At 57.0% G+C, this 25759-nt stretch carries 23 protein-coding genes; 7 read left to right on the top strand and 16 right to left on the bottom strand.

Features of this window, described 5'->3' with window-relative positions:
• Nucleotides 1-3: 3 nt before the first annotated feature.
• Genes MID00_RS09940 through MID00_RS09910 form a run of 7 tightly spaced genes read right to left on the bottom strand, consistent with a single transcriptional unit; the run spans nucleotide 4 to nucleotide 7746 of the window.
• Complete coding sequence (locus tag MID00_RS09940) at nucleotides 4-537, bottom strand: YbjN domain-containing protein (protein ID WP_115634478.1); 534 nt, start codon at nucleotides 535-537, stop codon at nucleotides 4-6.
• Nucleotides 538-569: 32 nt separating this feature from the next.
• Entirely contained in the window at nucleotides 570-1250 is a 681-nt protein-coding gene (locus MID00_RS09935) for a hypothetical protein (RefSeq protein WP_009461849.1), read from the bottom strand.
• A gap of 36 nt (nucleotides 1251-1286) precedes the next feature.
• Nucleotides 1287-3005, bottom strand: a complete 1719-nt coding sequence (locus MID00_RS09930) for a putative porin (protein ID WP_009461847.1) — start codon at nucleotides 3003-3005, stop codon at nucleotides 1287-1289.
• Nucleotides 3006-3047: 42 nt separating this feature from the next.
• Entirely contained in the window at nucleotides 3048-3767 is a 720-nt protein-coding gene (locus MID00_RS09925) for a TonB family protein (RefSeq protein WP_254500265.1), read from the bottom strand.
• Between the two features lie 19 nt (nucleotides 3768-3786).
• On the bottom strand, nucleotides 3787-4200 hold the full coding sequence (locus MID00_RS09920; protein WP_009461843.1) for a biopolymer transporter ExbD: 414 nt from the start codon (nucleotides 4198-4200) through the stop codon (nucleotides 3787-3789).
• Between the two features lie 9 nt (nucleotides 4201-4209).
• Nucleotides 4210-6156: a DUF2341 domain-containing protein gene (locus MID00_RS09915; protein ID WP_254500264.1), complete on the bottom strand. Its 1947-nt coding sequence runs from the start codon at nucleotides 6154-6156 to the stop codon at nucleotides 4210-4212.
• A 51-nt stretch (nucleotides 6157-6207) separates the two neighbouring features.
• Nucleotides 6208-7746 carry a ShlB/FhaC/HecB family hemolysin secretion/activation protein gene (locus tag MID00_RS09910; RefSeq protein ID WP_021447205.1) on the bottom strand — a complete coding sequence of 513 codons (1539 nt, stop codon included), beginning with the start codon at nucleotides 7744-7746 and terminating at the stop codon, nucleotides 6208-6210.
• Nucleotides 7747-8191: 445 nt separating this feature from the next.
• Here MID00_RS09910 and MID00_RS09905 point away from each other — a divergent pair, with 445 nt between their 5' ends.
• On the top strand, nucleotides 8192-8515 hold the full coding sequence (locus MID00_RS09905; RefSeq protein WP_254500263.1) for a hypothetical protein: 324 nt from the start codon (nucleotides 8192-8194) through the stop codon (nucleotides 8513-8515).
• A 144-nt stretch (nucleotides 8516-8659) separates the two neighbouring features.
• Here the strand turns inward: MID00_RS09905 and MID00_RS09900 are convergent, their stop codons facing one another.
• A complete protein-coding gene (locus tag MID00_RS09900) occupies nucleotides 8660-9403 on the bottom strand; it encodes a methyltransferase (RefSeq protein WP_051316297.1) in 744 nt (247 codons plus the stop codon).
• 120 nt (nucleotides 9404-9523) lie between these two features.
• Between MID00_RS09900 and MID00_RS09895 the strand changes: the two genes are divergently transcribed.
• The 3 genes from MID00_RS09895 to MID00_RS09885 all read left to right on the top strand — a co-directional run bounded on the left by MID00_RS09895 (nucleotide 9524) and on the right by MID00_RS09885 (nucleotide 11676).
• Complete coding sequence (locus MID00_RS09895) at nucleotides 9524-10288, top strand: class I SAM-dependent methyltransferase (protein WP_254500262.1); 765 nt, start codon at nucleotides 9524-9526, stop codon at nucleotides 10286-10288.
• Between the two features lie 275 nt (nucleotides 10289-10563).
• On the top strand, nucleotides 10564-11112 hold the full coding sequence (gene sodC, locus MID00_RS09890; protein WP_009463437.1) for a superoxide dismutase family protein: 549 nt from the start codon (nucleotides 10564-10566) through the stop codon (nucleotides 11110-11112).
• A 36-nt stretch (nucleotides 11113-11148) separates the two neighbouring features.
• Nucleotides 11149-11676 carry a pyridoxamine 5'-phosphate oxidase family protein gene (locus tag MID00_RS09885; protein ID WP_026483698.1) on the top strand — a complete coding sequence of 176 codons (528 nt, stop codon included), beginning with the start codon at nucleotides 11149-11151 and terminating at the stop codon, nucleotides 11674-11676.
• A gap of 88 nt (nucleotides 11677-11764) precedes the next feature.
• Here MID00_RS09885 and MID00_RS09880 read toward each other — a convergent pair whose 3' ends face one another.
• The 7 genes from MID00_RS09880 to MID00_RS09850 all read right to left on the bottom strand — a co-directional run bounded on the left by MID00_RS09880 (nucleotide 11765) and on the right by MID00_RS09850 (nucleotide 19133).
• Nucleotides 11765-12805 (bottom strand): AbrB family transcriptional regulator, encoded by a 1041-nt coding sequence (locus MID00_RS09880; RefSeq protein ID WP_035270197.1) that lies wholly within the window; start codon nucleotides 12803-12805, stop codon nucleotides 11765-11767.
• A gap of 79 nt (nucleotides 12806-12884) precedes the next feature.
• Nucleotides 12885-14408 (bottom strand): tripartite tricarboxylate transporter permease, encoded by a 1524-nt coding sequence (locus tag MID00_RS09875; protein WP_009463441.1) that lies wholly within the window; start codon nucleotides 14406-14408, stop codon nucleotides 12885-12887.
• Nucleotides 14405-14842: a tripartite tricarboxylate transporter TctB family protein gene (locus tag MID00_RS09870; protein WP_031232925.1), complete on the bottom strand. Its 438-nt coding sequence runs from the start codon at nucleotides 14840-14842 to the stop codon at nucleotides 14405-14407. The genes MID00_RS09875 and MID00_RS09870 overlap by 4 nt, the downstream gene beginning before the upstream one ends.
• Before the next feature lie 94 nt (nucleotides 14843-14936).
• A complete protein-coding gene (locus tag MID00_RS09865) occupies nucleotides 14937-15929 on the bottom strand; it encodes a tripartite tricarboxylate transporter substrate binding protein (protein WP_021447208.1) in 993 nt (330 codons plus the stop codon).
• Nucleotides 15930-16052: 123 nt separating this feature from the next.
• Nucleotides 16053-17459, bottom strand: coding sequence for a sensor histidine kinase (locus MID00_RS09860; RefSeq protein WP_035270193.1), 1407 nt, complete (start codon nucleotides 17457-17459; stop codon nucleotides 16053-16055).
• A gap of 24 nt (nucleotides 17460-17483) precedes the next feature.
• Nucleotides 17484-18167, bottom strand: a complete 684-nt coding sequence (locus tag MID00_RS09855; RefSeq protein ID WP_254500261.1) for a response regulator — start codon at nucleotides 18165-18167, stop codon at nucleotides 17484-17486.
• A gap of 66 nt (nucleotides 18168-18233) precedes the next feature.
• Nucleotides 18234-19133, bottom strand: coding sequence for a LysR family transcriptional regulator (locus MID00_RS09850; RefSeq protein ID WP_021447210.1), 900 nt, complete (start codon nucleotides 19131-19133; stop codon nucleotides 18234-18236).
• Between the two features lie 136 nt (nucleotides 19134-19269).
• On the opposite strand from MID00_RS09850, the gene MID00_RS09845 reads away from it, so the two are divergent.
• Both MID00_RS09845 and MID00_RS09840 read left to right on the top strand, forming a co-directional pair.
• Entirely contained in the window at nucleotides 19270-20592 is a 1323-nt protein-coding gene (locus MID00_RS09845; RefSeq protein WP_009463449.1) for an MFS transporter, read from the top strand.
• 20 nt (nucleotides 20593-20612) lie between these two features.
• On the top strand, nucleotides 20613-21563 hold the full coding sequence (locus MID00_RS09840; RefSeq protein WP_021447211.1) for a carbon-nitrogen hydrolase family protein: 951 nt from the start codon (nucleotides 20613-20615) through the stop codon (nucleotides 21561-21563).
• 140 nt (nucleotides 21564-21703) lie between these two features.
• Here MID00_RS09840 and MID00_RS09835 read toward each other — a convergent pair whose 3' ends face one another.
• Entirely contained in the window at nucleotides 21704-22123 is a 420-nt protein-coding gene (locus MID00_RS09835) for a helix-turn-helix transcriptional regulator (RefSeq protein ID WP_009463451.1), read from the bottom strand.
• A gap of 560 nt (nucleotides 22124-22683) precedes the next feature.
• Between MID00_RS09835 and fdnG the strand changes: the two genes are divergently transcribed.
• The gene (fdnG, locus tag MID00_RS09830) at nucleotides 22684-25758 is read left to right on the top strand and encodes a formate dehydrogenase-N subunit alpha (RefSeq protein WP_254500260.1); all 3075 of its coding nucleotides are present in this window, start codon (nucleotides 22684-22686) and stop codon (nucleotides 25756-25758) included.
• The last annotated feature ends 1 nt before the right edge of the window (nucleotide 25759 follow it).

Raw genomic sequence — 25759 nt, 5'->3', positions numbered from 1 at the left:
GATTCAAGCTTGTGCCGCTTCAGTTTGTTCAGCGTCGACAGGCGCAGTAGTCTCTTGGGCTACTTCTGGCTGAACAGCAACCGCTTCACCCTTGTCGGCACTCTGGGCTTCATTATTCGCCGCCGCATGCTGACGCAAAAACAGCAGGAATTCCTGCAACAAGCGGTCCCACAATTCAGCGGTAGCTTGCAGGTAGCTTGGTGCAACGCCACCGGCCACGATAACGTCCATTTCCAGCACCAGAAACTCGCCTTGTACCGCTAGGCGAGCAAAACGCTTGCCAATATTCCAGGCCGATTCGATACCGGCAGGCATCTCGCCTTGAACGCGCAAAGCGCAGCTCAAGGTGTAATCCAGTGCCTGGTCCGCCTCATGCGCAGGATTACCCAGGCGCAGCGCAAAACCAATGCCTTGCGAAGCCGACAAGAGCTGGCGATTCCCAGCCTGCTCGGACTCGGTCACGCGATAGCCCATCTGTTGCAACAACTCCTGCAATTGCTTCAAGGAGACGGATTGGATGGTTTGGGAGTCAGTCATACATATTCCTTGTGGGTATCAATCAATAAGGCTCAGGGCGCGACAGGCGGCTGTTCCGACGACGTGGCACCGGGCGTGTACAAGCCGTCATAAAGCTTGTCGCCCAGCGCCTGCGCGTGCTCGTCGAACTTCACGCGTGCAGAGCCGGCCAGCGGTTGTCGGATCTTGAGCAAGTCGCCCGTGCTGAACTGCTCATACGCCGCCAGGATTTCTTTCCCGGCTGCATACAATTCCTTGTTTTTTGCCGTGCACAGTCCCAGTTCCTCTTCGCGCTGGGCCAGACTGGACGCCAGGCTGGCACGCTGCGTTTCAGTGGCACGAGCTTGCACCTGCAAGGTTTCAAACTCGTTACGCGCACGGCCTAATTGCGATTGCGCTGCCGCCACTTGCTGACGCGCAGAGGTCTTGATGCCCTCCTGCTCGTCTTGCAAGCTTTGCGCCTGCTTGCTGGCCTTGTCCAAACGGGCCTTCAGTTGCTCGACCTCCTTGCGGGCCGCATCACGTTCGGTTTCTGCAGCCGTCTTGGCGGCCGTCAGCTGCGCTTGCTGGCTTTGCAACTGCTGCAATTGCTGCGTGCTGGAGCGCAACTGCGTGCGCAGCCGCTCCTCCATATCCGATTTTTGTGCCATGGCTGGGCCAGCCCATTGGCCCAGGCCCGCCAGCAGCAGCGCGCCCAGCGTCATGAGAAAAGGCTTGCGCCCACTTGGCTGCACACACGGCTTCCAGGATGAGTTCAATATCTTCATGGCTTAGAACCTGGCGTTAAGTTCAAGCTGGATGATGTCGATAGACAGCGGTGCGCCATAGACTTCCTTGGAGCTGCTCCAGCGCAGATGGCCGGTTACGTTCTTCTCGAAGGCATAACCTGCACCTAGGAAGTAGCCACGTGCATTGGTGCCACCCAAGTGGAAGGAAGAATCGTTATAGCCATCGGGCATGGCATCCGGTTCGATGTACTTGTAGCCCGCAAAAGCCAGCCAATCGCCCTTGTCCTTCAAGCCCAGGCTGCTGCCCAAGGTCGCTTGAACCATCCAGGCATTGCCGCCGCTTTCGATACCGGTCGGGTTACCGGAGGCATCGTAAGTACCGTTGGAGGCAATGTTGTACAAACCACCGGCACGATCCGCCATCTTGTTGCTGTCGTAAGCCAGGTTACGCACGTAATTACCGGCCAAACGCAGGTTCAAGCCATTCATGACTTCGGTATCCCAGCGCATGTTCACGTCCAGCAAGTTGAACTTGGAGGCCAGGCCCACGTATTGCCATTCGTTCCAGTTCTTGGGATCTGCCGACCACTGACGGATGTCACGCAAGAGGAAGACGGTATTGCCCTTTTGCATGAAGGCCGGACGCGACCAGTCTGTGTCACACACATCGCTGGACGAGTACAAAGTACACGCGCTGGAGCGCTGGCCGGCGATATTGTCAAAGTGGTAGTACGCTACGCTGCCGCGCAGATTGTTGCGCTGGTTGATCTTCCATTCGGCACCGATCTGCGCACCCAGCAGCCATTTGTTTTCGCTGGAGCCTTCGGACAGGCTGTTGCGATCCCATGGCGTGTTGGCGTATTCCAGCGCATAGGCACCCAGATTGCCAAAGACGGTCACTGGACGATCCGACATCGCGTGCTTGAAGGCAGCAGAAATCCCATCGACATTCAAGTCAGACGACCACAGCAGATCCGTGGAATCAAAGGGACTGGAGGCACGACCCGCCACAATGGTGGCCCAATCGGCAGGACGGTAAGACAAGTAGGCCTGATCCAGCCACAGGTGCTTCTTGCCCATGCCGTTGCCCAACGTATCGGAAGTGGACACCGGATTGTCATCGCTGCCCGTAGCCAGGCGGATACCGGCCTCCCAACGCTCGGACAGCGTCGCTTTCACACCCAGACGAGCACGGATACGCCACAGGTTGCGGCGGTCCTGGCGACTGTTCAGATAAGGAATCTTCAAACCATAGGGCTTGTTTTCGACCACGGTAGGAATGGGGCCGTTGTCGTTCCACTTCGCAAAGTTGATCAACTCGTTACTGTTCGCGCCATCCATCAGGCGCGACTCGTTACGCACGCGTACATCGCCTTCAACCGTGATGCGCGACACCCAGTCCGGGAAGGTGTTGGGCTGGGCCCAGTTCTCGGCCTTGGCTTGCGACATCACTTCATTCTTCACTTCTTCGCGGATCTGCTCACGCACCGTCTCCGGGATGTACGTGACACGCACATCACCTGGCCGGGCCTGGGCGGCACCTGCTGCACCAATATCGGCTTTACGAGCCTGGGCCGCTTCCGCCTCGGCCTGAGCCACCAGGGCATCGGCCTGAGCCTGGGGCAAGACGCCTTGCTGCACCAGCAGACGAATCAGGTTAACGGTGGCGTTCTGGGATGGAGCCTGAGCCAGCACAGGGCCAGCGGTGCAGGTCAAGGCCAGCGCCACCGCGCAAGCCAGCCGACTAGGATGGGTTTTCATGAAAAGCGCACTCCAAATCATTCGGTCAAAAAAGGCAGACAATCAACTGGGCCTACGACCCGTTACCTGGGCTCGGATAGGCATGCTTACCGACGCCGGTGGCCGCTCGCTCAAGCGCCCGACTTCACGCAAGGCAGCTACCAAGGCCTCATCAATCTCGGTATCGCCCGAGGACTGCGCCAGGGCGACACGGGTAATGGACCCGTCTTCGGTCAACCACAACTGCACCTGAACGCGGTAGAGCAAGTTGCGGGTGCGGCTGTCCTCACGCAGGATTTTTTGCAGCGCATAGGCCAGGTACTGGCTATAGGTGGCATTGCCTGCACGGCCACCGCCACTGCCGCCCATGCCTCGTCCCTGTCCGGCACTGATGTTGAAACTGTCAGTACCGGCCTGGGCGTCGCTGTCCATCTGCATTGGGTCTGACAAATCGTCCGATGGCGTAGGTGGCGCTTCATCCTGCGGTTGGGGCTCTTCAACCGGCGTAGGCTCGGGTTCAGGCTCCGGCTCGACCACTTCCTCTTCTTTGGGCTCTTCAGGCTCCGGTGGCGGCTCGGGTTCGGGCGGCGGAGGAGGCGGTGGCGGCAAAGGAATCAACATGGGCTCTTTGGGCACCTGGCGCTTGATCCCTGCCATGTCGTTGGCCCATTTCCAGACCCACCAGCCCAGCAGCGCCACCAGCACCACAACCAGCCCCCTGATGGCCAGCCGACGCCAGCGTGCGCGTTGGTTGGCTTGCGGTTTGGATGAGTTTGGCAACATCGTTAGAACACCAATTAACTTACTGAGGTTTGCCGGTCACCAGACCGACCTGGGACAGTTCCAAGCGCCGCAACACATCCAGCACTTCCACCACTTTCTGGTACTGCACAATGCTGTCGCCGCGCACAATGACCGGGAAATCCGGGTTCAGGGCTTTCTCGGTACGCAGGCGGTCTTCCAGCTCGGGCAGGGTCACCGGATAGGCATCCAGAAACACCTGGCCCGCTTCGTTCACGGAGATGGCTTTGGTTTTGGGTTGAACCAGGGATACGGTGGAACTGGCCTTGGGCAAATTCACCTGAATGCCGGAAATTTGTGCGGTGGCGGTCAGGATGAACATGACCAGCACCACCATCAGCACATCAACCAGCGGGGTAATGTTGATGCCGTCAACGGCTGCGCCGTCATCGTCGTCGTCTCGTAGGGCTGCCATGTCCGTTCCTTATGCCGAGCCAGCAGCCTGGGCGTGGGCCAGATCAAGGTCAGCGCCTTGAGCCAATGCCGCCTCGTGCTTGTCGTGTTTGGTTTTGCCGGGCGCGCTGTTCTGGCCATGAATTTCAGCCAGGCGAGTCACAAACTCGTCCACAAACACACGCATATCCGCGCTGACGTCTTTATTGCGGCCAATCAGGCGGTTGTAGCCAAACAGGGCCGGAATCGCGACGAACAGACCCATTGCAGTCGCCAGCAAGGCAGCAGCCATACCGGGAGCAATTGCATTGATGTTCACATCACCCGCCATCGCGGTTCCCAGGAACACCACCATGATCCCCAGCACCGTGCCAAGCAGACCGATGTAAGGGCCACCGGCAATCGCGTTGGACAAAATGCCCAGACGTGCACCCAGTGCCTGATTTTCTTGTGTGCGAACACCGTCCATGGAAGCGCGGATGGCTTCGATGGTGTTGGGAGACAAGGCCTTCATGCCCTGGGCCTGACGGTTGTGCAGCTCTTTCACCCCCATGCGGTACAGACGCCACAAAGAGGAATGGGCAAAGTTCTGTTCGGCCTTGGCGTCGGTCTGTACCGCATCCAGCTTGCCGCCGGACTCACCAAATGCAGCACGGAACTGACGGTTGGCTTCTTGCACACGGCCCACCTGACGGCTCTTGCGGTACATGATGACCCAGGACTGGAACATCATGAAGACCAGCACGGCGATCACAATCCAGGCGTCCATCGGGACAGCTTTCAACAGAAAGCCCAGAGCACCAAAACCGAAGCCGGACTGCTCTTCATCCGCACCGTACGCAATCAGGCGAGACTCGGCTCCTTGTGCCAGGGCATCGGCGTAGATCAGGGCAGCAGGTCGAGCAATCTTGGACAAGCGCAGCTCGTCGATCGCGCCAACAAAGGGAGCATAGTTAGCGACTGGAGCGGCGACAGGCGCTGTGGCCTCGGCACCGGCAGAGGCAGCGACACCGGGCGTGGCCCCGTCAGCTACTTCAGCCGCCACAGGAGCAGGCGCGGCCAGCAAGGTGCCGGGGACATCACCACCCAAAGCGGCAACCGTGTTCAGTGGTGGCAGGCTGGCATTCAGGGAAGCCGTGGCACGGCCCTGGACGTACAGAATCACTTGGCTGCCATCGGCTGTCACGGCCAGGTGCTGCCAGGTGCTGGGCGACAAGGGGGCACCGGCAGGACTGCGTTGGCCATTGATCTCAACAAAGGGCACGCCCTGGTCCAGACCGATCAGAAAGCTGTTGGCACCATCACGACGGGCATAGACCAATTGCTGGCCTTGGGGCTGATCTGCACGCACCCAGGCGCTGAACGAAAAAGCACCGGTTGCTGGCACGGCCAGGGAAGGACTGGCAGGCAGCATCAAGGGCGCTGTACCCACAAACTGGGCGGCACGTCCGGACACGCCGTCAATCACGCCCGCTGGGGCTGTTTGAGCGTGGTTGGTGTACGCCGTACTGTCACGCGAAGGTGCACCAGCAGCGCCATCAAAATGATAGACCAGGGTGTAGTTGGGATCGAAGGTAATCTGGCCATTGGAAGCCACCGGGGCTTTCTCGTTGCCGTAGTACATCCAGATATCCTGCTTCTGGCTGGCCATCACCTCAGGAATATCCACCCAGATCAGCGCCATGCCCATCAAGGGGTCAAAGCTCTCGATCTGGTGGTTCAGCACGGTCTGATCATCACCGAACACAAAGCGCAGGTCCGAGCCATTTTCATTGGTGCCATCAAAGGAAAAATTGCCAGTATGCAGACGCACCAGCAAGGGGGTGCGACCTACGTTTTCGCTGATGGCCGCGCCTTCAGGCGTAGTATCAACAGAGATTTGCTTGCGGTACTGCCAGTCAGGCTGCCACCAGGCCTGCGCCACGGCGGGCAGCCAGCCCACCATCATGGCAAGCATCAAAAGAAGAAGGCGTTTCATGATCGAATTACTCCGGGAACAAAATCAGGCAGATTGTTCTGGCTAAGGGGGTCAGAAGGAGGCGCGCAGGCTGAAGTGCACACGCGGATCGTGTCGTTCGGTGTTGACGCCTTGCGTCAGGGGATAAGCCCAGTCGGCATGCAGGGACAGCCAGTCAAACATTTGCAGACGCGTACCGATGCCCACACTGGCCAGATGAAAGCTGGACTCCTGCTCAGGCAAGGGGTCACGCAAGCGCAAACGCGCAACGTCGCTGAAGGCGTAGAAGCGCCACTCGTTAACCGAGGGGCCAATCCAGCGGGCCAGCGAGGGGGTGCGCAGTTCGACGCTGGCCATCCAGCCATCGTCTGCACTGCGCTCAGCGGCCAGATAACCGCGCACGCTGGTCGCGCCACCGGCCGAAAACTGTTCGTTGGAAACCAGAGCACCTGAACCAATCTGAAAGCCCACTCGGCCATAGGCCTGCCAGTCTTTGGCAAAAGTTTCGGTGTGGTTCAGATCGCCCTTGAACACCATGAAACTGGGGCTGGCCATCCAGCGCTTGTAGTCGAACTCTTCCCACTCGCTGTTCAGGCCAAACAGGCTGCGGCTGGCGCCCGTCAAGGTCAGGCCGACACTGGTTTGCGAGTCTTCGGTATAGCGGTAGCCGTTGTAGGCCAACGTGAAGGGCAGATACGTCAGCGGCACGCGGTCACTGGTCTCACCAAAACGGGTTTGCTCTTCAAAATCCTTGTAGTCCATGCCAATCGAGGCGGTGTGATACCAGGAGCCGGACTGCGGAAAGGTGTAGGTGGCATGAATGCCGTAAGACTGGCCCTTGCCCAGCACATTGGTACCGCCAACAGTCGAGACGTCGCTGTCAGACTTGTAGCCAGAGAACGCCAGGCTCCAGCGCGGGGACAAAGGCATGGTGTAGGCCGCCGACCAGACCTTGGCATCCTGCATATCACGCGGAGCTGTGAAGTAGGTCAGGGAGAAGGTATGGCCGCTTTGCCAAAGATTGTCGTGGCCAAGAGTGACCATGCCGCGCAGCTTGCTGGTGTCGGCGCTGTAATCATTGTTCAAGCCCACACTGGCACTCCAGGGGCTTTTGTCGTCAACGCGCAGATCCACGTCCATGGTGCCGGGCACACGCCCCTCTTTCACCATCGGCATGACCTGACGACTGGCGCCGCGATTGAGCTCCGCCAGTTCCGCCTGCGCCTTGCTGAAATCCGGCACCTGACCTTCTTGCAAGGACGGCACGCCGTCACGAATGGCCAGCGGCGAATAGTGTTCAGCACCGACCACGCGCACACGGCCTACCTTGGTTTCCGTGACCTGGAAAAACACCACGCCATCGGCCACCGCCTGCTCGGGCAAGTCCACGTAAACCGACTGATAGCCCTGCGCGTTATAGACTTCCTGCAAGGCGTCGCGCGCTTTTTCAATATCCTCAAGGCTGCGTTCGGGGCCTAAAAAGGGGTAGACCGCTTTTTCAATGCTGCGGGCATCCAGCACGGTATTGCCACGCACAATGTATTCATTGATGTTGACCTTGCCCTGAGCCTGCGCAAAGGCACTATGAGGCAGCAACAAAGCCAGCGCCATCACTGGCGCAGCACAAAAGGGGTGGCCCCTCCACCCGGACAAACGGACGTTGCGCCCTGAAATTTCTGCTGGCATCACGATGCTTCCGATCCTCAATCTGATGAGCGCTGTTTCGGTGTGCCCCTGCTGGGACGACACGCCGCGCGACTCGTTGACATCTAGACGCAGCAGAAATCGAAAACTTTCGTTTGTAACAAAAACTTCATAATTCTTTCTGGACGGCGGGGGCCAAACAGGAAGACTCGTCCCCAACGGCACGAGGTGCCTGCCCCCATGACAGCGGCAAAATACGCCGCCTTTGTCATGAAAACTTCACCCAGAAAAGTGAAGGCTTGCGCTAGGGTGTGTGGAACCCGAACGCCGTTATGGTGTGACTTCTTTTCATTGGCACCACCCTATGCGCCCTCTCCTTTTGTTCTTATTGTTTTTGGTTCAGGCAGGCAGCATGGCCCAGGAAAACACGCAGACTGAAGGCGCAAAAAGGCCCCCGTCCGATGTGTCTCCCGGCTGTGTCAGTGTAGTAGTGGATGGACAGGCGGCCCTGTCCTACGATTGCTTGAGCCAGCAAATGCAGCCCAAAGCAGGCACAACACCCGGCGCGCCAGGACTAGGGTCTGAAGCCATCATCCAGAAAGGCCCGAATGCAATGGGTTTGGTCAATCCGGCAACAAGCAGCAATCGCATGGGCTCGAACTTCGGGACCTCGGCTTATCCGCAACGACCGCCACGGCCATCAGCCCCCTCGCCTTTTGCGCCGCCGAATCCCTGAGAAAGCAGCCGGCCTCAAGCAAACCTGTTTGAATATAAAAAAGCCCCACACAAATCGGTCCCCTGTCCGATTTGTGTGGGGCTTCTGCTAGCGCTGACTGACTCCAGCCCCTCAGGTAAAAAAGCCTGAGATGATGTGTTTTTTCTAACTGCGCTGATACTGCAAACAACGCCCCTTGTAAGACACCTCCTTGCCTTCGGGCATCAAAATGGGGCGATCGCGCAAGCAGACCTGTCGTACCAGCTCAAAACCGTAGCGCGACATTTCCTGAGTAAATTTGTTGCGATGCCCCCGGTCCGGGTCTACCACCCAGACTTCGGCCTGTTTCTTCGCACGCTGGTCTACCAGTTGGGCTAATTGGGCGGGCGTATTCCCTTCATACAACAGGTCACTGCCCACGATCAGGTCATAACGCTGCCGGGCGGGTTTCAGCCCCAAAGAAGCCAATAAATCAGGGCAAGATTGCTCCCCCCACTGGGCATGGACATACGGCAGATCGGACAAGCCATTCAAAGCCTGATTCAGCTTCAGGAAATGCGGCACCATGGGATGGCAATCGCTGGCGTGGATTTGCGCGCCACGTTTATGCATCACCAGACTGGTCAGGCCCAATCCGCAGCCCAGTTCCAGAATGCTTTCATCCGCACGAATGGGGCGGTTTTTCAGTTTGCGCGCCAGCTGGATGCTGGACGGCCATACCAGGCCAAACAAGGGCCAGACAGCCGGGCCTATGCCCAGAGACTGTGCATGTCCCAACGGGTCAGCATATTGCATGTGATCGGCCAAGGAACGAATACGTAACGATTCTCTGGGCGAGATTCGTATATGCTGGAGACGGGTTTTTAACTTGGCGGGCGTGGATGAGGTCGAGCCATATAAGTCTGACATAGACTGATGATCGTCCATATCCACACAAAAAGCGAATTTTGGCTTAATTTGCTGTGGTTTAAACTATAGATAGCCGAATTTAAACGAATTTTCGCCCAACACCATTGATAAGGACCGCTATTGTTCAAAGACCTGATTAAAGACCTTGACGACCATTCCATCGTGGAACCTGACATTTTTCTGGACGTACCCTTCGTCCCCAGCGACGACCGCGTCATCGACACCATGCTGCAACTGGCTCAAACCGGGCGCAAGGACGTCTTGTATGACCTGGGCTGTGGCGATGGGCGCATTGTTATTGCGGCCGCCAAAAAATACCACTGCACCAGCATAGGCGTCGAACTGGACCCGCTGCGCGTTGCCGATGCCATGGAGCAAGCCGGCCATGCCGGCGTGGAGTATCTGGTGGACTTTGTGGAAGAGGATCTGTTTACCGCAGACTTCAGCCAGGCCACCATCGTGACGCTGTACTTGATGGACACCATCAATGCCATCCTGCGCCCGCGCTTGTTGCAGGAGCTGCGACCCGGTGCGCGCATTGTGTCGCACGCCTTTGATATGGGAGACTGGGAAGCCGACGAAATCCTGCATGTAGGCGGCATCAAAATCTACAAATGGATTGTGCCCGCGCAGGTGGCAGGCGAATGGGAATGGGAAGGTCTGGACGGGACGGACTATCGCTTGCAGCTCAAGCAGCGGTATCAGGATGTCAGCGGGAAAATCTGGATGAATGGCAAGCCCGCTCGGCTGACTGATCTTTATCTGTCCGGCGATTGCCTGGAACTAAGTGCGCAGGCCGACGAATCCTCGCCCGTAATCAGCTCCCATCTGTACTTCGACCACCAGGAACTGCTGTCCGTGGAAGAGGTGGAAGCAGAGTACTGATTCCGGCTGGCCTTTTTCTTCATACTGTATCGCTTTGGCACGAAGTCAGGGCAACGGCTTGGAACTGGCATCTAATCGTCAAAATATTTTTCAGCATGACGGAATCCAAGACACAGCTTGTCGACACGTTCGGAACCACCAGCGTACCGCCCACGGTTGATCTCTTTTCCGAGCCGACTTTACTGACAAAGAGAAACGTCTCTTAACTGTATGGCGCGGCTGCAATGCTAGGCTGATCTAACCTTCTGTTTTATTTCAGCAAAGGAATCAGCCTTATGCGTTTTTCTTCCTTCAAAGCGCGATGCGCAATGGTCTTGGCCACCGCAGGCGCCACCCTTGCTTTATCCGCCCCCTCGCTGGCCGATGTCATCATTCCCATGAATATGGCTACCGAAAGCGGTGCTGGCGAACAGATCGGCCAGGTTAGCGTCCGTCAGACAGAGCATGGTTTGGTTTTCACGCCAGACCTGAAAAACCTGAAACCCGGTGTACATGGCTTCCATGTGCATGAGAACGCCAGCTGCGCCCCCAGCGAAAAAGACGGCAAGGTAACGCCTGCCGGAGCAGCGGGCGGCCACCTGGATCCTGCAAAAACCGGCAAGCACGGCTTCCCATGGGGCAACGGCCACTTGGGCGACCTGCCCGCCCTGTATGTACAGGCTGACGGTACCGCCAGCACACCCGTTCTGGCCCCACGCCTGAAGTCCTTGGATCAGATCAAGGGCCGCTCCCTGATGATTCACGAAGGCGGTGACAACCACTCCGACCACCCCGCGCCCCTGGGCGGCGGTGGCGGACGCTTTGCTTGCGGGGTGATTAAGTAAGCAGTCTTAACTCTTCAACCTTCTCAAGGAGATGCCATGAACGAAACAATTGAATCTTCCTTTGAACATCTGCAAGAGATTATCAAGGACATCCGCTTTGCGATGTTCGTCACCCATGCGGCCAATGGCGAACTTCATGCCTGGCCCATGACAACCCAGAAGGCAAAAATGGGGTCGACCCAAGAGGACTATGAGCATGACAAGCTATGGTTCTTCATGTCGCGCAGCAGTGACCCGGTCAGTAATCTGACCGCCAATCCGCATGTGAACGTCAGCTATGCCGATCCTAAAAGCGACACCTATGTGTCGGTGTCCGGTATGGCCCGCGTGGTCGACTCCATGAACCAGAAAGAACGCTTCTGGAACACCATGACTGAAGCCTGGTTTGCCGAGGGTATTACCGACCCCGATCTGGCGCTGGTGTGCGTGCATATTGATAGTGCGGAGTACTGGAGCGTGCGCGAAGGCAAGCTGGCACAAGCCGGAAAAATGCTGAAAGCCACCCTGATGGGCGAGCGCCTGACCGAGATCGGCGAGCATGGCAAAGTCACGCCAGGCCGCTAACCCTCTGCCGCAAGCCACCCTTTCTTGATGCAAAAAAAAAGCCCGGTCAGACACCGGGCTTTTTTCATCAGGCTGATACGAACAGCCCTCAACTCAGTTTTAAGTAGCGGGCAAGACGGGTATATAAAGGTCCGGTCAACACCAACACGCAAACCATGCGCGCCACCTGAAAGGAGGTCACCATCGGCGCTCCCAGTTGCAGCACTTTGGCGGTAATCGCCATCTCTGCAATGCCGCCTGGGCTGACGCCAAGCACCAACGTGGGATAGGCAATATCGGAAAGCCTATACAGGCCATAGGCGAAGGCAAACGCCAAGCACAGATTGATCAGGTTACTGATGGCAGCTACCCCCAAATACCTGGGAGCACGACGGAAAAAGTCCGGCCCGAACTTGTCGCCCAGAGCCCAGCCAATGCACAGCTGCCCCAAGTTGGAAATTTGTATCGGCAGGCCCGACAAAATAATGTCGTTATACGTAAGAATGGCCACCACCAACAAAGGGCCTAGCACCCAAGGGTTGGGCAAACGCAAGATTTGAAAGAGGAAGCCGGCCACACTGCTTAACAGCACCAGCAGAGCCAGGCCAGGAAGGTTCAAAAAATCAGGCCGTACGACAGCTCCCGCCTGCTCCCCCGAAAAGCCCAAAGCCTCGAACGCGAAGGGAATAATCACTACGACCATCAGCACCCGCAAACCATGTGCAGAGGCGACCAGATCCGGACGTGCGCCATAACGCTCCGCCAGCCCCGTCATCTCGCTGGCTCCTCCTACTGCACTGGCAAACCAGGCAGTACGCAGATCCGTACCGGCATAACGGGTCAGCATGAATGTACCTATGCAGCACAAGACCAGCGCAAACACCATGCCCATCACTATAAACAGAGCATTACTGCCAATCAGATGCACCATGGCCGGAGTGAAATACAGCCCCAGGGATGTCCCAATAACCCATTGACCTGCGTTGCGCGCCAGCGGCATGCAGGCCCCCGGACTGCCTGCCATTTTGGTAGCTGCCGTCAAGATCAGGGCACCCAACATCCAGGGCAAAGGCATACTTAGCCAACTGGCCACCAGGGCACCAAGCAGGGCTACCCCAAAACCCAGGGCAATTCGAAACCAGATAGCCATAACAAAAACAACAAGGCCAGGCCGCAGCCTGGCACTTTCTCCGGATAAAAGCCCCACCGAAGCGGTGGGGTCTCCCTATTTATGTCTCGTCGTGCAGTTGCTTGCGCCCTGCAATACGACGCAGCACGATCGGACCTACACTAACCAAAACGGCCGCGATCCACAAGGCAATTGAAACTTTGCTCTCGAACAGAATACCGATTTCACCGTTCGTGATGGACAGCGCGCGACGCAGATTCTGCTCCATCATATTGCCCAGAACCACTCCCAGCACCATCGGTGCCATGGGCACGTTCATCTTGCGCAGGAAGTAGCCCAGAACGCCGATACCAACGACCAGCAGCAGATCAAAGCTCGTGCCATTGATGGCATAGACCCCGATATAGCTGATCGCCAAAATACCAGGCACCAACAGGCGCGGAGGAATAGCCAGCATGGAGGCAAAGACCCGCACCATGGGCACGTTCATCAAGAACAGCATGACGTTGGCGACCATCAAGGAGGCGATCAAGCCCCACACAATCTGTGGCTGCGACTCAAACAGTACCGGCCCCGGCGTGATGTTGTACAGCGTCAGGGCACCCATCATGACCGCCGTTGTTCCAGAGCCTGGCACGCCCAGTGTCAGCATGGGAATAAAGGAGCCGGTTGCAGCACTGTTATTGGCCGCCTCTGGCGCAGCCAGGCCACGCATATCGCCCTGGCCAAACATGGCATTGGGATCTTTGCCTTCGATATATTTTTTCTCATTGGCGTAGGCTACTGCAGAGGCCACACTGGCCCCGGCACCGGGCAGGATACCGATGAAAAAACCCATCACGCCACCACGCACGGTGCTCCACCAGGTCATGCCCAGCTCTTTCAGGTTAAAGAGCTTGCGCTTGCTTTTAGGTACTTCGATCGACACGCCACCCAACAGGTTTTCCAGCATCTGCAACATCTCTGCCACAGCAAACAAACCAATCACGACAACAACAAAATCAATGCCATCAGCCAGGTTCGGAATATCAAAGCTGTACCGATATACCCCCGAGTTGGCGTCCACTCCCACCGTAGAAATGAACAGGCCCAGCATGGCGGCCAGGATACCTTTGACTGGCTCATCCCCCAACAAACTGGTCAGCGCACAAAAGGCAAACACCATCAGCACAAAATACTCGGCCGGGCCAAAGGCAACCGCCCAACCCGCCAGCATGGGAGCCAACAGCACAATGCCGCAGATGGCAATGGTGGACCCGATGAACGAGGAAAAAGCCGACAAGGACAAAGCCACGCTGGCCAAACCTTTGCGCGCCAGCGGATAACCATCCAGCGTCGTCATGACCGCTGCCGCTTCACCGGGCACATTGATCAGAATGGAGGTAATACGACCACCATACTCCGCACCCACATACACAGCGGCCAGCAGGATCAGAGCAGACTCCGGGGGCAGCTTCATGGCAAAGGCAATGGGCACAAGCATGGCTACACCATTAATCGGCCCCAGCCCAGGCAACACGCCCACAATGGTGCCGATAAAAGCGCCAATCGCGGCGACCAGCAGATTCTGGGCAGAAAAAGCAACACCAAAGCCTACGCTCAAATAATCAAGAATCGAGCTCATAACCACTCTCCCAGGATGCCGTAGGGCAGAACCACATCCAGGCCCAAATCAAATAGCAGAAACAGCCCCACTCCCATCGCCAGCCCGCCAATCAGGGCCTGCTTCCAGCTACCGCCAAACAGACGGCCTACCAAAGTAGCCATCAGCGTGGTGGCAATGATGAAACCCAGCCACTGAAACAGCCAGGCATAGGCCGCCAGATAAGCCACCATCATCAAGATGCGGCCATTGGCTCCATTGGGGTTGGCAGGCACAGTACCACCACCTTTGATAGTCAGGCGCAGCCCGCATAAAGCAATGATCAAGGCCAGCAATAAGGGAAAGGCCTTGGGCCCAACAGGTTCATAGGAAAATGGGGGCTCTAGGTCGTAGCCAAAAGCGGTGATCAAGGCAGCGAGCACCAGCGCGCCCACGCCTAGTACGCGATCATTCAGCGTCATGATTGGAATCTCCGGATTCACCCGCCATGGACGACGGGGCAGACAGGCGGCACTCCCGGCACAAACTGGCCGGGAGTAGCGTAAAAACTTACTTCTTGATCAGGCCAAACGAGTCAGCCAATTCTCGATACTGAAGTACTTGTTGTTTTACGTAAGCATCCAGTTCCTGGCCGCTCATATTGAAGGGAAACAGGCCCTGCTGAGTTTGCATGCGAGCAAACTCGGGCGTTTTCATCAGCTGCTCGAACGCCTGAACCCACCACTGATATTGTTCGTCAGAGACTTTGGGGCCCACATAAAAGCCGCGAATAATAGGCCACTCAATATCAAAGCCCTGCTCTTTGGCCGTGGGAATCTCGGCCAGTGCACCGTCCAGTCGCTTGTCGTTAAAGACAGCCAGAATACGAATAGGCGCCCCACCCTCCAGCATGGTGTGAGCTTCGGCTGCATCGCCCATATAGGCCTGAATATGACCACCGCGCAGGGCCGTCATCGCCTCGCCACCGCCCTCAAAGGCAACAAAGCGCATTTTGCGGAAATCCACATCTGCAGCACGGGCTGTCAGCGCAGCCTTCATCCAGTCCTGCCCACCCACGGAACCACCCGCGCCCAGAACAATCTTGGTCGGGTCGGCCTTGAAGGCCTCCATCAGGGATTTCAGGTCCTGATAAGGCGAGTCCGCACGCACAATGGTCACGCCATAATCACTGCCAATCGACGCCAGCCAGCGCACGTCCTCTACCGAATATTTGCCAAATTTGCCCTGTGCCAGATTCAGCAGGGAGCCACCCGAGAAAGCAGCAATCGCATTGCCGTCGCCCGGACGCTGCGCCACGATATGGTTATAGGCCACCGCCCCTACACCGCCGGGCATATAGACGGTGCGCATGGGATTTTCCAGCAGCTTGGTTTCCAGAAAACCGTTCACGGCCACACGACAGGTCAGGTCAAACCCGCCGCCTGGCTGTGCTGGAGCAATACACTCAGGCTTGGAGGGTTGCTGAGCCTGTACGCCACTCAGGCTGCTCAAGCCCAGAATACTGCTGGCCAGTAGCACCCGTAGTTTCATGTGGATAGTCATTGATTCGCCTCCAGGAGGATCTTAGTCGTTGTAATGGATGCGACCTTACCGGAGAGAAGCTTTCGCCTACCTTTCAATTTCGCCAAAAAACACGATTTTCAAGGGTATACCCTGAAAATCCAATCAGTGTTCAAGCGAATCAAACTCCAAACGCACGATCAAACCACGCTGCTGCGGTCCTGTCCGCAAGCTCATGCGGGCGCCATGAATCTGTGCAATAGCCTGTACGATCGCCAGCCCCAAACCGGAGCCCTGCAAGGCCTTCCCCGCCTCGCCGCGCCTGAAACGATGGCCTGCCTTGGCCATATCATCAGCACTCATACCCGGACCATCGTCTTCAACCTGAATGCTGCACACCGGCCCTTCCTTGCGCACCGTTACCGTAATGCATGCAGCACGTGGGCAGTACTTGATGGCATTGCTGACCATATTGCTTAAAGCCTGTTGCAAGAGCCAAGCCTCCCCGGCTACCCGAACAGGGGTGGAGGGCGCGTCCAGGCCCAGGTCCTGACGCTTGGACCTCGCCAGGCTCCAGAGCTCATCCACCACCAGCCCGGCTTGCTGGCACAAGTCGACTGTGCCCAAGGCCGCGCGGGTGCGTAGCTGGTCAGCAGCATCGCGAACCCTGGACAAGGCCACCATTTGATGCGTCATCTGAGCCGTGTTGTTCAAGCGTAATTGAATTGCCTCCAGCACCTCCTTCATCTCATCGGTCTTGGCCAGAGACAGGGCAAAATCCACCTGGGTCAGCAAAACAGCCAAGGGGGTTTTCAACTGGTGCGAGGCATCGTCCAGAAACTGCTGTTGCTCGCGTGATTTGCGTGCATAACGATCCATATGCAAATTGATGGTCTGTACCAAAGGCCGGACCTCTCGCGGCAGGCTGGCCTCGCTGATCGGCTCCAGGTTGTCGGGGGAACGATGCCGGACCTCGGCGCTCAACTTGCGCAAAGGGCGTAGCGCCAGCAAGGTGCCAACCAGAATCAGAATAATGAAAAGGCTGAGCACCGCCACGTCCTGAATCAAATTCTGGATAATGACTTTGCGTATGAAAGCATGGCGCTCGCTCAGGTTTTCACCAGCCTGAATCAGAATTCGGCTGTCTTGATAAGTCTGCAGGCGCCCATCCGATTCCAGCGCCACTGCTGCGATGCGCAAGGGCTCTCCCAGATATTCAGCGTCATAGAAAACGGGCTGATTACTGAGCAGACGCCGCACTGGCAGCGGCATACCGGTAAAGCCAATTTCCGATAAACCATCTTCAGTAGCCACCCTGAAATACACCTGACTGCTGATGGTGTACTCCATGAACTCCATCATGTAGTAAGACTGCTCCATCGCCAGCCCGCCACTGATGGTCAAGACATTGGACGACATTGATTTCAAGGCACCGGCCAAGGCCCGGTCAAACGCGGCGTTGACCTGATCTTTCAGGGTCATGCTGGAAACAAACAGGGACACGCCCGAGGTCAGCAAGGCCGCAGGAATCAGCATGAACAACAAAGTACGACGCAAACTGCTTAAGGCCATATTTGCCCCCAATAAGGCAATACGCTAAGGCTCGTCATCGCTTACAGGCTCCAGGCAATAACCTACGCCGCGCAAAGTGACGATATGGACATCCGAGGACTGCAGTTTCTTGCGCAAGCGATGCACCAATACCTCGATAGCTTCGATATTGATTTCATCCTCATCCTTGTCATTGAGCCGATCCAGGATGAACTGCTTGTTCACTGGCTCTCCGCTACGCTGCACCAGAATACGCAGCACCTCGGCCTCGCGCGGTGACACGGACAGAAGCGTCGAATCCAGCGTAAAGCGCTGCGTGGACAAGTCATAGACCAGGCTGCCACACGCCATACGCGGTTTGTCCTTGCCCCGGCTACGACGAATCAGGGCATTAACGCGCGCCACCAGCTCTTCAATACGAAAAGGTTTGGGCAAAAAATCGTCCGCCCCACACTCCAGGGCTTCCACTCGCTCCTGCAAGGAGTCGCGAGCCGTCAAGATCAACACGGGAGTCCGGTTATCCTCCGAACGCAGACGTGCCAGCAAGGCACGTCCGTCCATGCCCGGCAAGCCCAGGTCCAGGACGAGCGCATCAAATTCCTCGATCTGCAAACGATGGTAGGCCACCATCCCGTCGTTGGACCACTCGACTGCAAACCCTTTCTTTTGCATGCTGCGTGTCAGCCACAGGGCCAAATCAGGCTCGTCTTCAATCAATAAAATTCGCATGGCGGATAGTAGAAAAGAAAACAGAACAGGGGCAATAGTACGCCGCCGGATCGTATCAGCAGCACGTCACTGGCTGACAGACTCGGTCAGCTCCAGCACAAAACGCCGCAACCAGCGGCTTTCTTCATCATGTTCCTTGTTGATGTCCCAAATCATGGACACCACAAAAGACGGCACCCGCAATGGCACCGGCGAGACGGCTAATCGACTATTGCATTCCACAAAGGAGCGGGCGGCGTAATCGGGCATGGTCAGCACCAAAGGGCTGCCAATAATGGCGTTGATTGCCCCGGAAAAATGCGTGAATGAGGCCTTGACCTTGCGCTGCAGTCGCTCGGCATCAAAGAGTTCATCGACAAAGCCGCGCAAGCCGTCAAAGGACACCCGCCCATGATGAGCATGCAGATACTCCTGCTTGCTGATGGGGGTTGAAAACGCAATGGACTGCTTATCGTAAATGCAGATATAGGAAGCGGAAAACAGCACTTGCGACTTGTGCATGGTGCTCAGAAATTTAGGGCTGGAGCAAATCGCCAGATCCGCCCCATGCTCCACCATGCTTTGCGGCCACAAATAGCTATTGGTTTGGTAGAAGGAAAAACTGATCGTCCAGCCCTGCTCGTCAGCCATGCGAATCATGCGTTTGGCCAGCATATTTTCCAGATCGTCGGACAAAGCGATGCGAAAAACCCGGCTGGAGCGAGCTGGATCGAACTCCTGCTCGGATGTGACCAGCGCCGAGATGCTTTTCAGGGCCTCGGATATCTGCGGGGCAATCTCCAAGGCCCGATGCGTAGGCGTCATTCCGTGCGAACCACGGGTAAACAGCTCGTCATTGAATACCACCCGCAACTTGCGCAAGGACGCGCTGACCGCGCCCTGGGTCAGAAATAGGGCATTGGCGGCCTTGGTCACGCTGCGCTCGTTCATCAAGCACTGGAACACCAGCAGCAAGTTCAGATCCATCCGCCTGATATTAGCAATATTAATGGAAGCCATTTTTCTAATTAGTTTGAATAATTATTTGGCTTGATTAGACTAAAAATCAGCCACAACCACAATAAGGGTCAGGTATTCACCTGCCCTGCTCGAGGAGATCTTTATGGGCACTGCTACCGTCGCCCCTTCGCATGCCAAATCGGCCCCCCCAGGCCAGCCGGGCTTAAGTAAAAAACAAGTTGTTGCCGTTGGTATTGGCAACTTTATGGAATGGTTTGACTTCGCGATTTATGGCTACTTTGCAGCCATTATCGGCAGCATCTACTTTCCATCCGACGCCGCTGGCGTTTCCCTGCTCTCGTCCCTGGCCGTGTTTGCCGTGGGCTTTGTTTCGCGCCCCTTTGGCGCCCTGATTCTGGGCCCCATTGGCGACCGCTTTGGCCGCAAGACCGTGCTGATGATTACCGTCTTTGGCATGGGTGTGTTCACTACTCTGATTGGCCTGCTGCCTGGCTATGACACCATCGGCATTACGGCTCCTATCTTGCTGGTTGTGCTGCGCTTCCTGCAAGGCATGATGGTGGGTGGCGAGTGGTCCGCTGCCGGTATTTTCCTGGTGGAAAGCGCCCCCTCCAACCGTCGTGCCTCGGCCGCCAGCGTGGTGACCTTTACCGCCGGTATCGCTTTCCTGATGGGTACGGCCACGGCTGCCGCCATCAACGCCACGCTGACCGAAGCCCAGGTCTACAGCTGGGGCTGGCGTGTGCCCTTCGTGCTGTCGATTGTGATGACCTTCATTGCGGTCTTTATCCGCCGCAAACTGAACGACACCCCCGTCTACCACGAGCTGCAGGAAAAGAAAGCCAACAACACGCTGGAGCGCGTCTCGTCCAAGGACAAGTTCAACGCCTTTGTTCTGTCCTTTGCGTTCTCCGCCCTGTTCCTGGTGTCGCTGTACTACTTCATCACCTACGCCAATAACCACCTGGTTTCCATCCTGGGCATGAGCAAGACCTCGGCCCTGTGGCTGTGCAGTGCCTCGTTGGTGGTGTATTGCATCTTGCACCCGCTGGTTGGCCGCTTCTCGGACCACTACGGTCGTCGCAAACTGGCGCTGTTTGCCGCTGCGGGTCTGACCATCATGGCCTACCCGATCTTCATCATGATGAACTCCGGCAAACCCGCGCTGATCCTGCTGGGCCTGATCATCATGGCTTTCCTGGTGGCCATCTCTGCCGTCATGAACGTGGTGCTGCTGGTGGAAGTGTTCCCCGCCTCGATTCGCTCGACCGGCGCCGCACTGGGCCACAACGTCTCGTCAGCACTGCTGGCTGGCCCTGGCCCCTTCATTGCTGCTGCCCTGATCCAGTACACAGGTAACCCCAACGTACCGGCCTGGTACCTGGCTGCGGTATCCCTGGTGTGCTTCCTGATCCTGTATACCCGCCTGCCTGAAACCAAAAACGTGGACTTGTCCGCAGGCTGACCTTTAAAGGAGACCTAGTTATGAGCAAAGTTGCAGTTATACAAGCGGCATCCATCCCGTTTGACTCTGCCAGCAGTGTAGAAAAAGCCGCCGCCATCTTGCAGCGTGTGGCTGCCAATGGCGCCACCCTGGCTGTCTTTCCCGAAGCCTTTTTGGGCGGGTATCCCAAAGGCATCAGCTTTGGCAGCGTCATCGGCAACCGCCGCCCCGAAGGCCGTGCCCTGTACCAGATGTATGTGGAAGGCGCTGTCACCCTGGGTGGCCCTGAACTGGAAGCACTGGCCGATGCAGTCACCCAAACCGGTGTGTACACCGTCATGGGCGTAATCGAAAAAATGGGTCGCACCCTGTACTGCACCGCTCTGACACTGGCTCCCGGCAAAGGCGTGGTGGGCATCCACCGCAAGCTGATGCCTACCGGCCAGGAACGTCTGGTCTGGGGCTTTGGCGATGGCTCCACCATGGGCACTGTCGATACTCCCATGGGTCGTATCGGCAACGTGATCTGCTGGGAAAACTACATGCCCACCCTGCGTCAGACCATGTATGCCCAAGGCACCGAACTGTACTGCGCCCCCACGGCAGACGACCGCCCAACCTGGGCCTCGTCCATGATTCACATCGCCGTTGAAGGCCGTGTGTTCGTGCTGTCCGCCTGCCAGGCCATCCGCCTGAACAATTACCCCGAGTCCTTCCAGAAAGAATTTGCTCTGCCCGGCGAATTTGCTCCGGACAGCTACGTGATGCACGGCGGCAGCATGATCGTCAGCCCCACCGGCGAAGTGCTGGCCGGCCCGGTGTTTGATGAAGAAACCGAGCTGTACGCCGAACTGGATATGGACCTGCTCAAACAGGCCAATCTGGACTTTGACGTCTACGGCCACTACTCGCGCCCCGACATCTTCTCTCTGCATGTCGACACCCGAGCCAAGCAGGTAGTGAAACTGCAAACCGAAGACTCGGCCGAGTAAAACCAGCCAAATCCTGCACTTAAAAAGCCAGCCCCATCACGCGATAAACGTGATGGGGCCGGAACTGCTTTCGAGCCTGGCACAAGCTGCTGCCTGCACCTGCTCTTTCCTGTCGTAGCTTTGTTTTTGATCCCTTGGCACTAGCTCAAAGCCAAAGGTTCCAGCACGGGCTGATACGGAGACATCTGCAACTGCGTCTCGTCCAGACCCATTCCCTGCGCCAACAGAGCCAACATCGTCAGGCTCAATGGAACAAGACCTTTCTCAATCACGTTGTATTCCGCCACACTGATTCCCAAGCGACTGGCCAAACGCTCGCGCTTGATTTCCAGATACTCGCGCCAGGCACGAATCAGGGTCCAACGATGCGTTCGCATATCCTTGAGCACCACATACGGAATCCCCTTGTCCGAACGCACAAAACGCGGTGCGGCCATCAACTTGCGCACGCACTCATCATTCATGGCATCTCGTGTCAACAGATGGGCATACAGCACGGCCTGCTCGGGCAAGGTACGAGGATCAGTATCTTCAGTGGTCAACAAGTATGTATTCATCATGGCTGACAAACCTAAGGATGTAAGAGAACGGAGAACCCTGAACTTACCGTCCCGTTCCATCCCGGTCTGTCAGATAATTCTGAAAGTGCTCCCTGACCGCCCTATCGGCTGATCCTGATCAAGACACACATCCAAACAGACCATAAAAAAAGCCCCTGAACACGTCAGAGGCGCGCTTTCAAAACACAGCATTGGGCATATTTACATTCGTATCTGCGACTACAACTCACGCATGAATACTTTGTGAACCCCAAATTTTGCATCACGTGGAGTTCGAACTGCCCGGCAGCTTTCAGATCGAATACTTCAAACAAGCCCGCTAAATTGAAAAAATCCCTTGCAAATAGTAGGTGAATACCCGCATCACCGACTACACTTGCGGCTCCGGCGTGAAAACCTCAATAGAATCAAGATTGTCCTTGATCAATTAGACACGCCCTCTTGGCAGTAGCCCATAAGTTCAACGCTTATACTGTTCAACTATAAAACAGGGGCAGAGCTCACAAGGCGCCTCCCCTGACGATTTCAAACACGAAAACACAATCCTATTGGAGAGCCGCATGGTGAACATGAATCGGCGTCAGTTCTTCAAAGTGACGGGGGCCTCGCTGGCCAGTTCCAGCATGGTCTTGCTGGGCGCTGCGCCCACCCCCGCCATGGCGGAAGTCAGGCAGTACAAACTGACCCGCATGACAGAGACGCGCAATACCTGTCCTTACTGTTCCGTAGCCTGTGGGGTGCTGCTGTACTCCCGTGGTGACGGCGCCATGAATGCCGAGCCCAGCGTGGTTCACATTGAAGGCGATGCCGACCACCCCGTGAACCGCGGCACACTCTGTCCCAAGGGCGCAGGCTTGGTGGATTTCATCAAGAGCCCCAACCGACTCAAATACCCTGAATACCGTGCCGCTGGCTCGGACAAGTGGGAACGCATCTCCTGGGAAGACGCTTTCACGCGTATTGCCAAGCTGATGAAAGAAGACCGCGACGCCAACTTCCAGACCACTGCTGAAGACGGCACCGTCGTCAACCGTTGGCTGACCACCGGCATGCTGGCTGCTTCGGCAAGTAGTAACGAAGTGGGCTATGTCACCCATAAAGTCATCCGCAGCATGGGTGTACTGGCGTTCGATAACCAAGCACGTGTCTGACACGGCCCGACGGTGGCAGGTCTTGCCCCGACGTTTGGCCGTGGAGCGATGACGAACCATTGGGTCGACATCAAGAACGCGGATATTGTGCTGATTATGGGCGGCAACGCAGCCGAGGCGCACCCCTGTGGTTTCAAATGGGTGACCGAGGCCAAAGCACACAACAATGCAAAACTGATCGTTGTGGATCCACGCTTTACGCGTTCGGCATCCGTAGCGGACTTTTACGCGCCTATACGTACTGGTAGTGACATCACCTTCCTGGGTGGCGTCATCAAATACCTGCTGGACAACGACAAGATCCAGCACGAATACGTGCGCAACTACACCGATATGCCCTTTATCGTGCGCGAAGACTTTGACTTCGAGCAAGGGCTGTATTCGGGCTACAACGAAGAAAAACGCAGCTACGACAAGTCCTCCTGGGACTACGAGCTGGGCGAGGACGGCTACGTCAAGACGGACCCCACCTTGCAACACCCACGCTCGGTCTACCAACTGCTGCGCAAGCACTACGAGCGCTACACGCCCGAGATGGTGGAACGCGTCTGTGGCACGCCCAAGGACAAGTTCCTGAAAGTCTGTGAAATGCTGGCCTCGACCGCTGAACCGGGTCGCGCGGGTACCATCCTGTATGCGCTGGGCTGGACGCAACACAGTATTGGTTCGCAGATCATCCGTACCGGCGCCATGGTCCAGCTGCTGCTGGGCAATATTGGTATTGCCGGCGGTGGCATGAACGCGCTGCGCGGACACTCCAACATTCAGGGTCTGACTGACCTGGGTTTGATGTCCAACCTGCTGCCCGGCTATCTGACTTTGCCCAACCAGGCCGAGAAAGAGTTTGACGGCTACATCGGCGCACGTGCCCAACAGCCGCTACGCCCCAACCAGCTCAGCTACTGGCGCAACTACAAGAAGTTCCACGTCAGCCTGATGAAAGCCTGGTTTGGTGATGCCGCCCAGGCCGAGAACAACTGGGCCTACGACTATCTGCCCAAGCTGGACAAGCTCTACGACATGCTGCAAGTGTTCGAGCTGATGGACGAAGGCAAGATGACGGGCTACATCTGTCAGGGCTTCAACCCCCTGGCGGCGGCACCGTACAAGGCCAAGCTGCTGCGTGGTTTCTCCAAGCTCAAGTACATGGTCATCATGGACCCGCTGGTTACGGAAACGTCAGAGTTCTGGAAGAACTATGGCGAGCACAATGATGTCGATTCCGCTTCCATCCAGACTGAAGTCTTCCGTCTGCCCACCACCTGTTTCGCCGAGGAAGAAGGCGCACTGGTGAACTCGGGTCGCTGGTTGCAATGGCACTGGAAGGCCGCCAATCCTCCGGGCGAGGCCAAGAGCGACATTGAGATCATGAGTACGCTGTTCACGCGTATTCGCTCGCTGTACCAGAAAGAAGGCGGTGCCTTCCCTGATCCAATCCTGAACCTGTCCTGGCCCTACTCCAACCCGGATGATCCAACCGCCGCTGAACTGGCCAAGGAATATTCGGGCCGCGCACTGGTGGATCTGCATGATCCCAAAGATCCAAGCAAGATCACGCGTAAGGCAGGCGAGCAGCTGGATGGCTTTGCCGAATTGCGCGACGACGGCACCACGCTAAGCGGTTGCTGGATCTATGCCGGTGCCTGGACGCAGCAAGGCAACCTGATGGCTCGCCGCGACAATAGCGATCCAACCGGAATCGGCCAGACGCTGAACTGGGCCTGGGCCTGGCCAGCAAACCGCCGCGTGCTCTACAACCGTGCTTCCTGTGACCTGACCGGCAAACCCTTTGACCCACGTCGCAGCCTGGTTCACTGGGATGGCAAGCGCTGGGGTGGTGCGGATATCCCTGACTACAAGGCCGATGAAAATCCGGCTGATGGCATGGGCCCGTTCATCATGAACCCTGAAGGTGTCGCCCGCTTCTTTGCCCGTAAAGGCATGGCAGAAGGCCCCTTCCCCGAGCACTACGAGCCTTTTGAAAGCCCTCTGAGCTACAACCCGCTCAGTCCTGACGAACCACGTGCCATGACCAACCCGGCAGCCCGTATCTTCAAGGACGACCTGGCAGCCATGGGTACGGTAGACAAGTTCCCCTATGTGGGCACCACCTACCGCCTGACCGAGCACTTCCACTACTGGACCAAGCACGTGAAGTTGAACGCCATCGTGCAGCCCGAACAGTTTGTGGAAATTGGCGAGGAGCTGGCCAAGGAAGTGGGCATTGTGCAAGGTGACCGCGTCAAGGTGTCCTCCAACCGTGGCTATATCAAGGCCGTGGCGGTGGTGACCAAGCGCATCAAAGCCCTGAACGTGGATGGCAAAGTTGTCCACCAAGTGGGTATCCCGCTGCACTGGGGATTTGTGGGTCTGGCCCGACCTGGTTTCCTGATCAATGCGCTGACCCCGCCGGTAGGCGATGGCAACTCGCAAACGCCGGAGACCAAGGCCTTCCTGGTTCAACTTGAAAAGGTTAAGGAGTAAG

The organism is Alcaligenes sp. NLF5-7, assembly GCF_024266725.1.
GTDB classification, from domain to species: Bacteria; Pseudomonadota; Gammaproteobacteria; order Burkholderiales; family Burkholderiaceae_B; genus Alcaligenes; species Alcaligenes phenolicus.
This window is presented reverse-complemented; position numbering and strand designations above follow the sequence as displayed.

Bases quoted from the DNA above. Each gene is read 5' to 3' on its own strand.
- MID00_RS09940 (WP_115634478.1), bottom strand. From the start codon at position 537: ATGACTGACTCCCAAACCATCCAATCCGTCTCCTTGAAGCAATTGCAG.
- MID00_RS09930 (WP_009461847.1), bottom strand. From the start codon at position 3,005: ATGAAAACCCATCCTAGTCGGCTGGCTTGCGCGGTGGCGCTGGCCTTG.
- MID00_RS09925 (WP_254500265.1), bottom strand. From the start codon at position 3,767: ATGTTGCCAAACTCATCCAAACCGCAAGCCAACCAACGCGCACGCTGG.
- MID00_RS09920 (WP_009461843.1), bottom strand. From the start codon at position 4,200: ATGGCAGCCCTACGAGACGACGACGATGACGGCGCAGCCGTTGACGGC.
- MID00_RS09915 (WP_254500264.1), bottom strand. From the start codon at position 6,156: ATGAAACGCCTTCTTCTTTTGATGCTTGCCATGATGGTGGGCTGGCTG.
- MID00_RS09910 (WP_021447205.1), bottom strand. From the start codon at position 7,746: ATGGCGCTGGCTTTGTTGCTGCCTCATAGTGCCTTTGCGCAGGCTCAG.
- MID00_RS09905 (WP_254500263.1), top strand. From the start codon at position 8,192: ATGGCCCAGGAAAACACGCAGACTGAAGGCGCAAAAAGGCCCCCGTCC.
- MID00_RS09900 (WP_051316297.1), bottom strand. From the start codon at position 9,403: ATGTCAGACTTATATGGCTCGACCTCATCCACGCCCGCCAAGTTAAAA.
- sodC (WP_009463437.1), top strand. From the start codon at position 10,564: ATGCGTTTTTCTTCCTTCAAAGCGCGATGCGCAATGGTCTTGGCCACC.
- MID00_RS09885 (WP_026483698.1), top strand. From the start codon at position 11,149: ATGAACGAAACAATTGAATCTTCCTTTGAACATCTGCAAGAGATTATC.
- MID00_RS09880 (WP_035270197.1), bottom strand. From the start codon at position 12,805: ATGGCTATCTGGTTTCGAATTGCCCTGGGTTTTGGGGTAGCCCTGCTT.
- MID00_RS09875 (WP_009463441.1), bottom strand. From the start codon at position 14,408: ATGAGCTCGATTCTTGATTATTTGAGCGTAGGCTTTGGTGTTGCTTTT.
- MID00_RS09865 (WP_021447208.1), bottom strand. From the start codon at position 15,929: ATGACTATCCACATGAAACTACGGGTGCTACTGGCCAGCAGTATTCTG.
- MID00_RS09860 (WP_035270193.1), bottom strand. From the start codon at position 17,459: ATGGCCTTAAGCAGTTTGCGTCGTACTTTGTTGTTCATGCTGATTCCT.
- MID00_RS09855 (WP_254500261.1), bottom strand. From the start codon at position 18,167: ATGCGAATTTTATTGATTGAAGACGAGCCTGATTTGGCCCTGTGGCTG.
- MID00_RS09850 (WP_021447210.1), bottom strand. From the start codon at position 19,133: ATGGATCTGAACTTGCTGCTGGTGTTCCAGTGCTTGATGAACGAGCGC.
- MID00_RS09845 (WP_009463449.1), top strand. From the start codon at position 19,270: ATGGGCACTGCTACCGTCGCCCCTTCGCATGCCAAATCGGCCCCCCCA.
- MID00_RS09840 (WP_021447211.1), top strand. From the start codon at position 20,613: ATGAGCAAAGTTGCAGTTATACAAGCGGCATCCATCCCGTTTGACTCT.
- MID00_RS09835 (WP_009463451.1), bottom strand. From the start codon at position 22,123: ATGATGAATACATACTTGTTGACCACTGAAGATACTGATCCTCGTACC.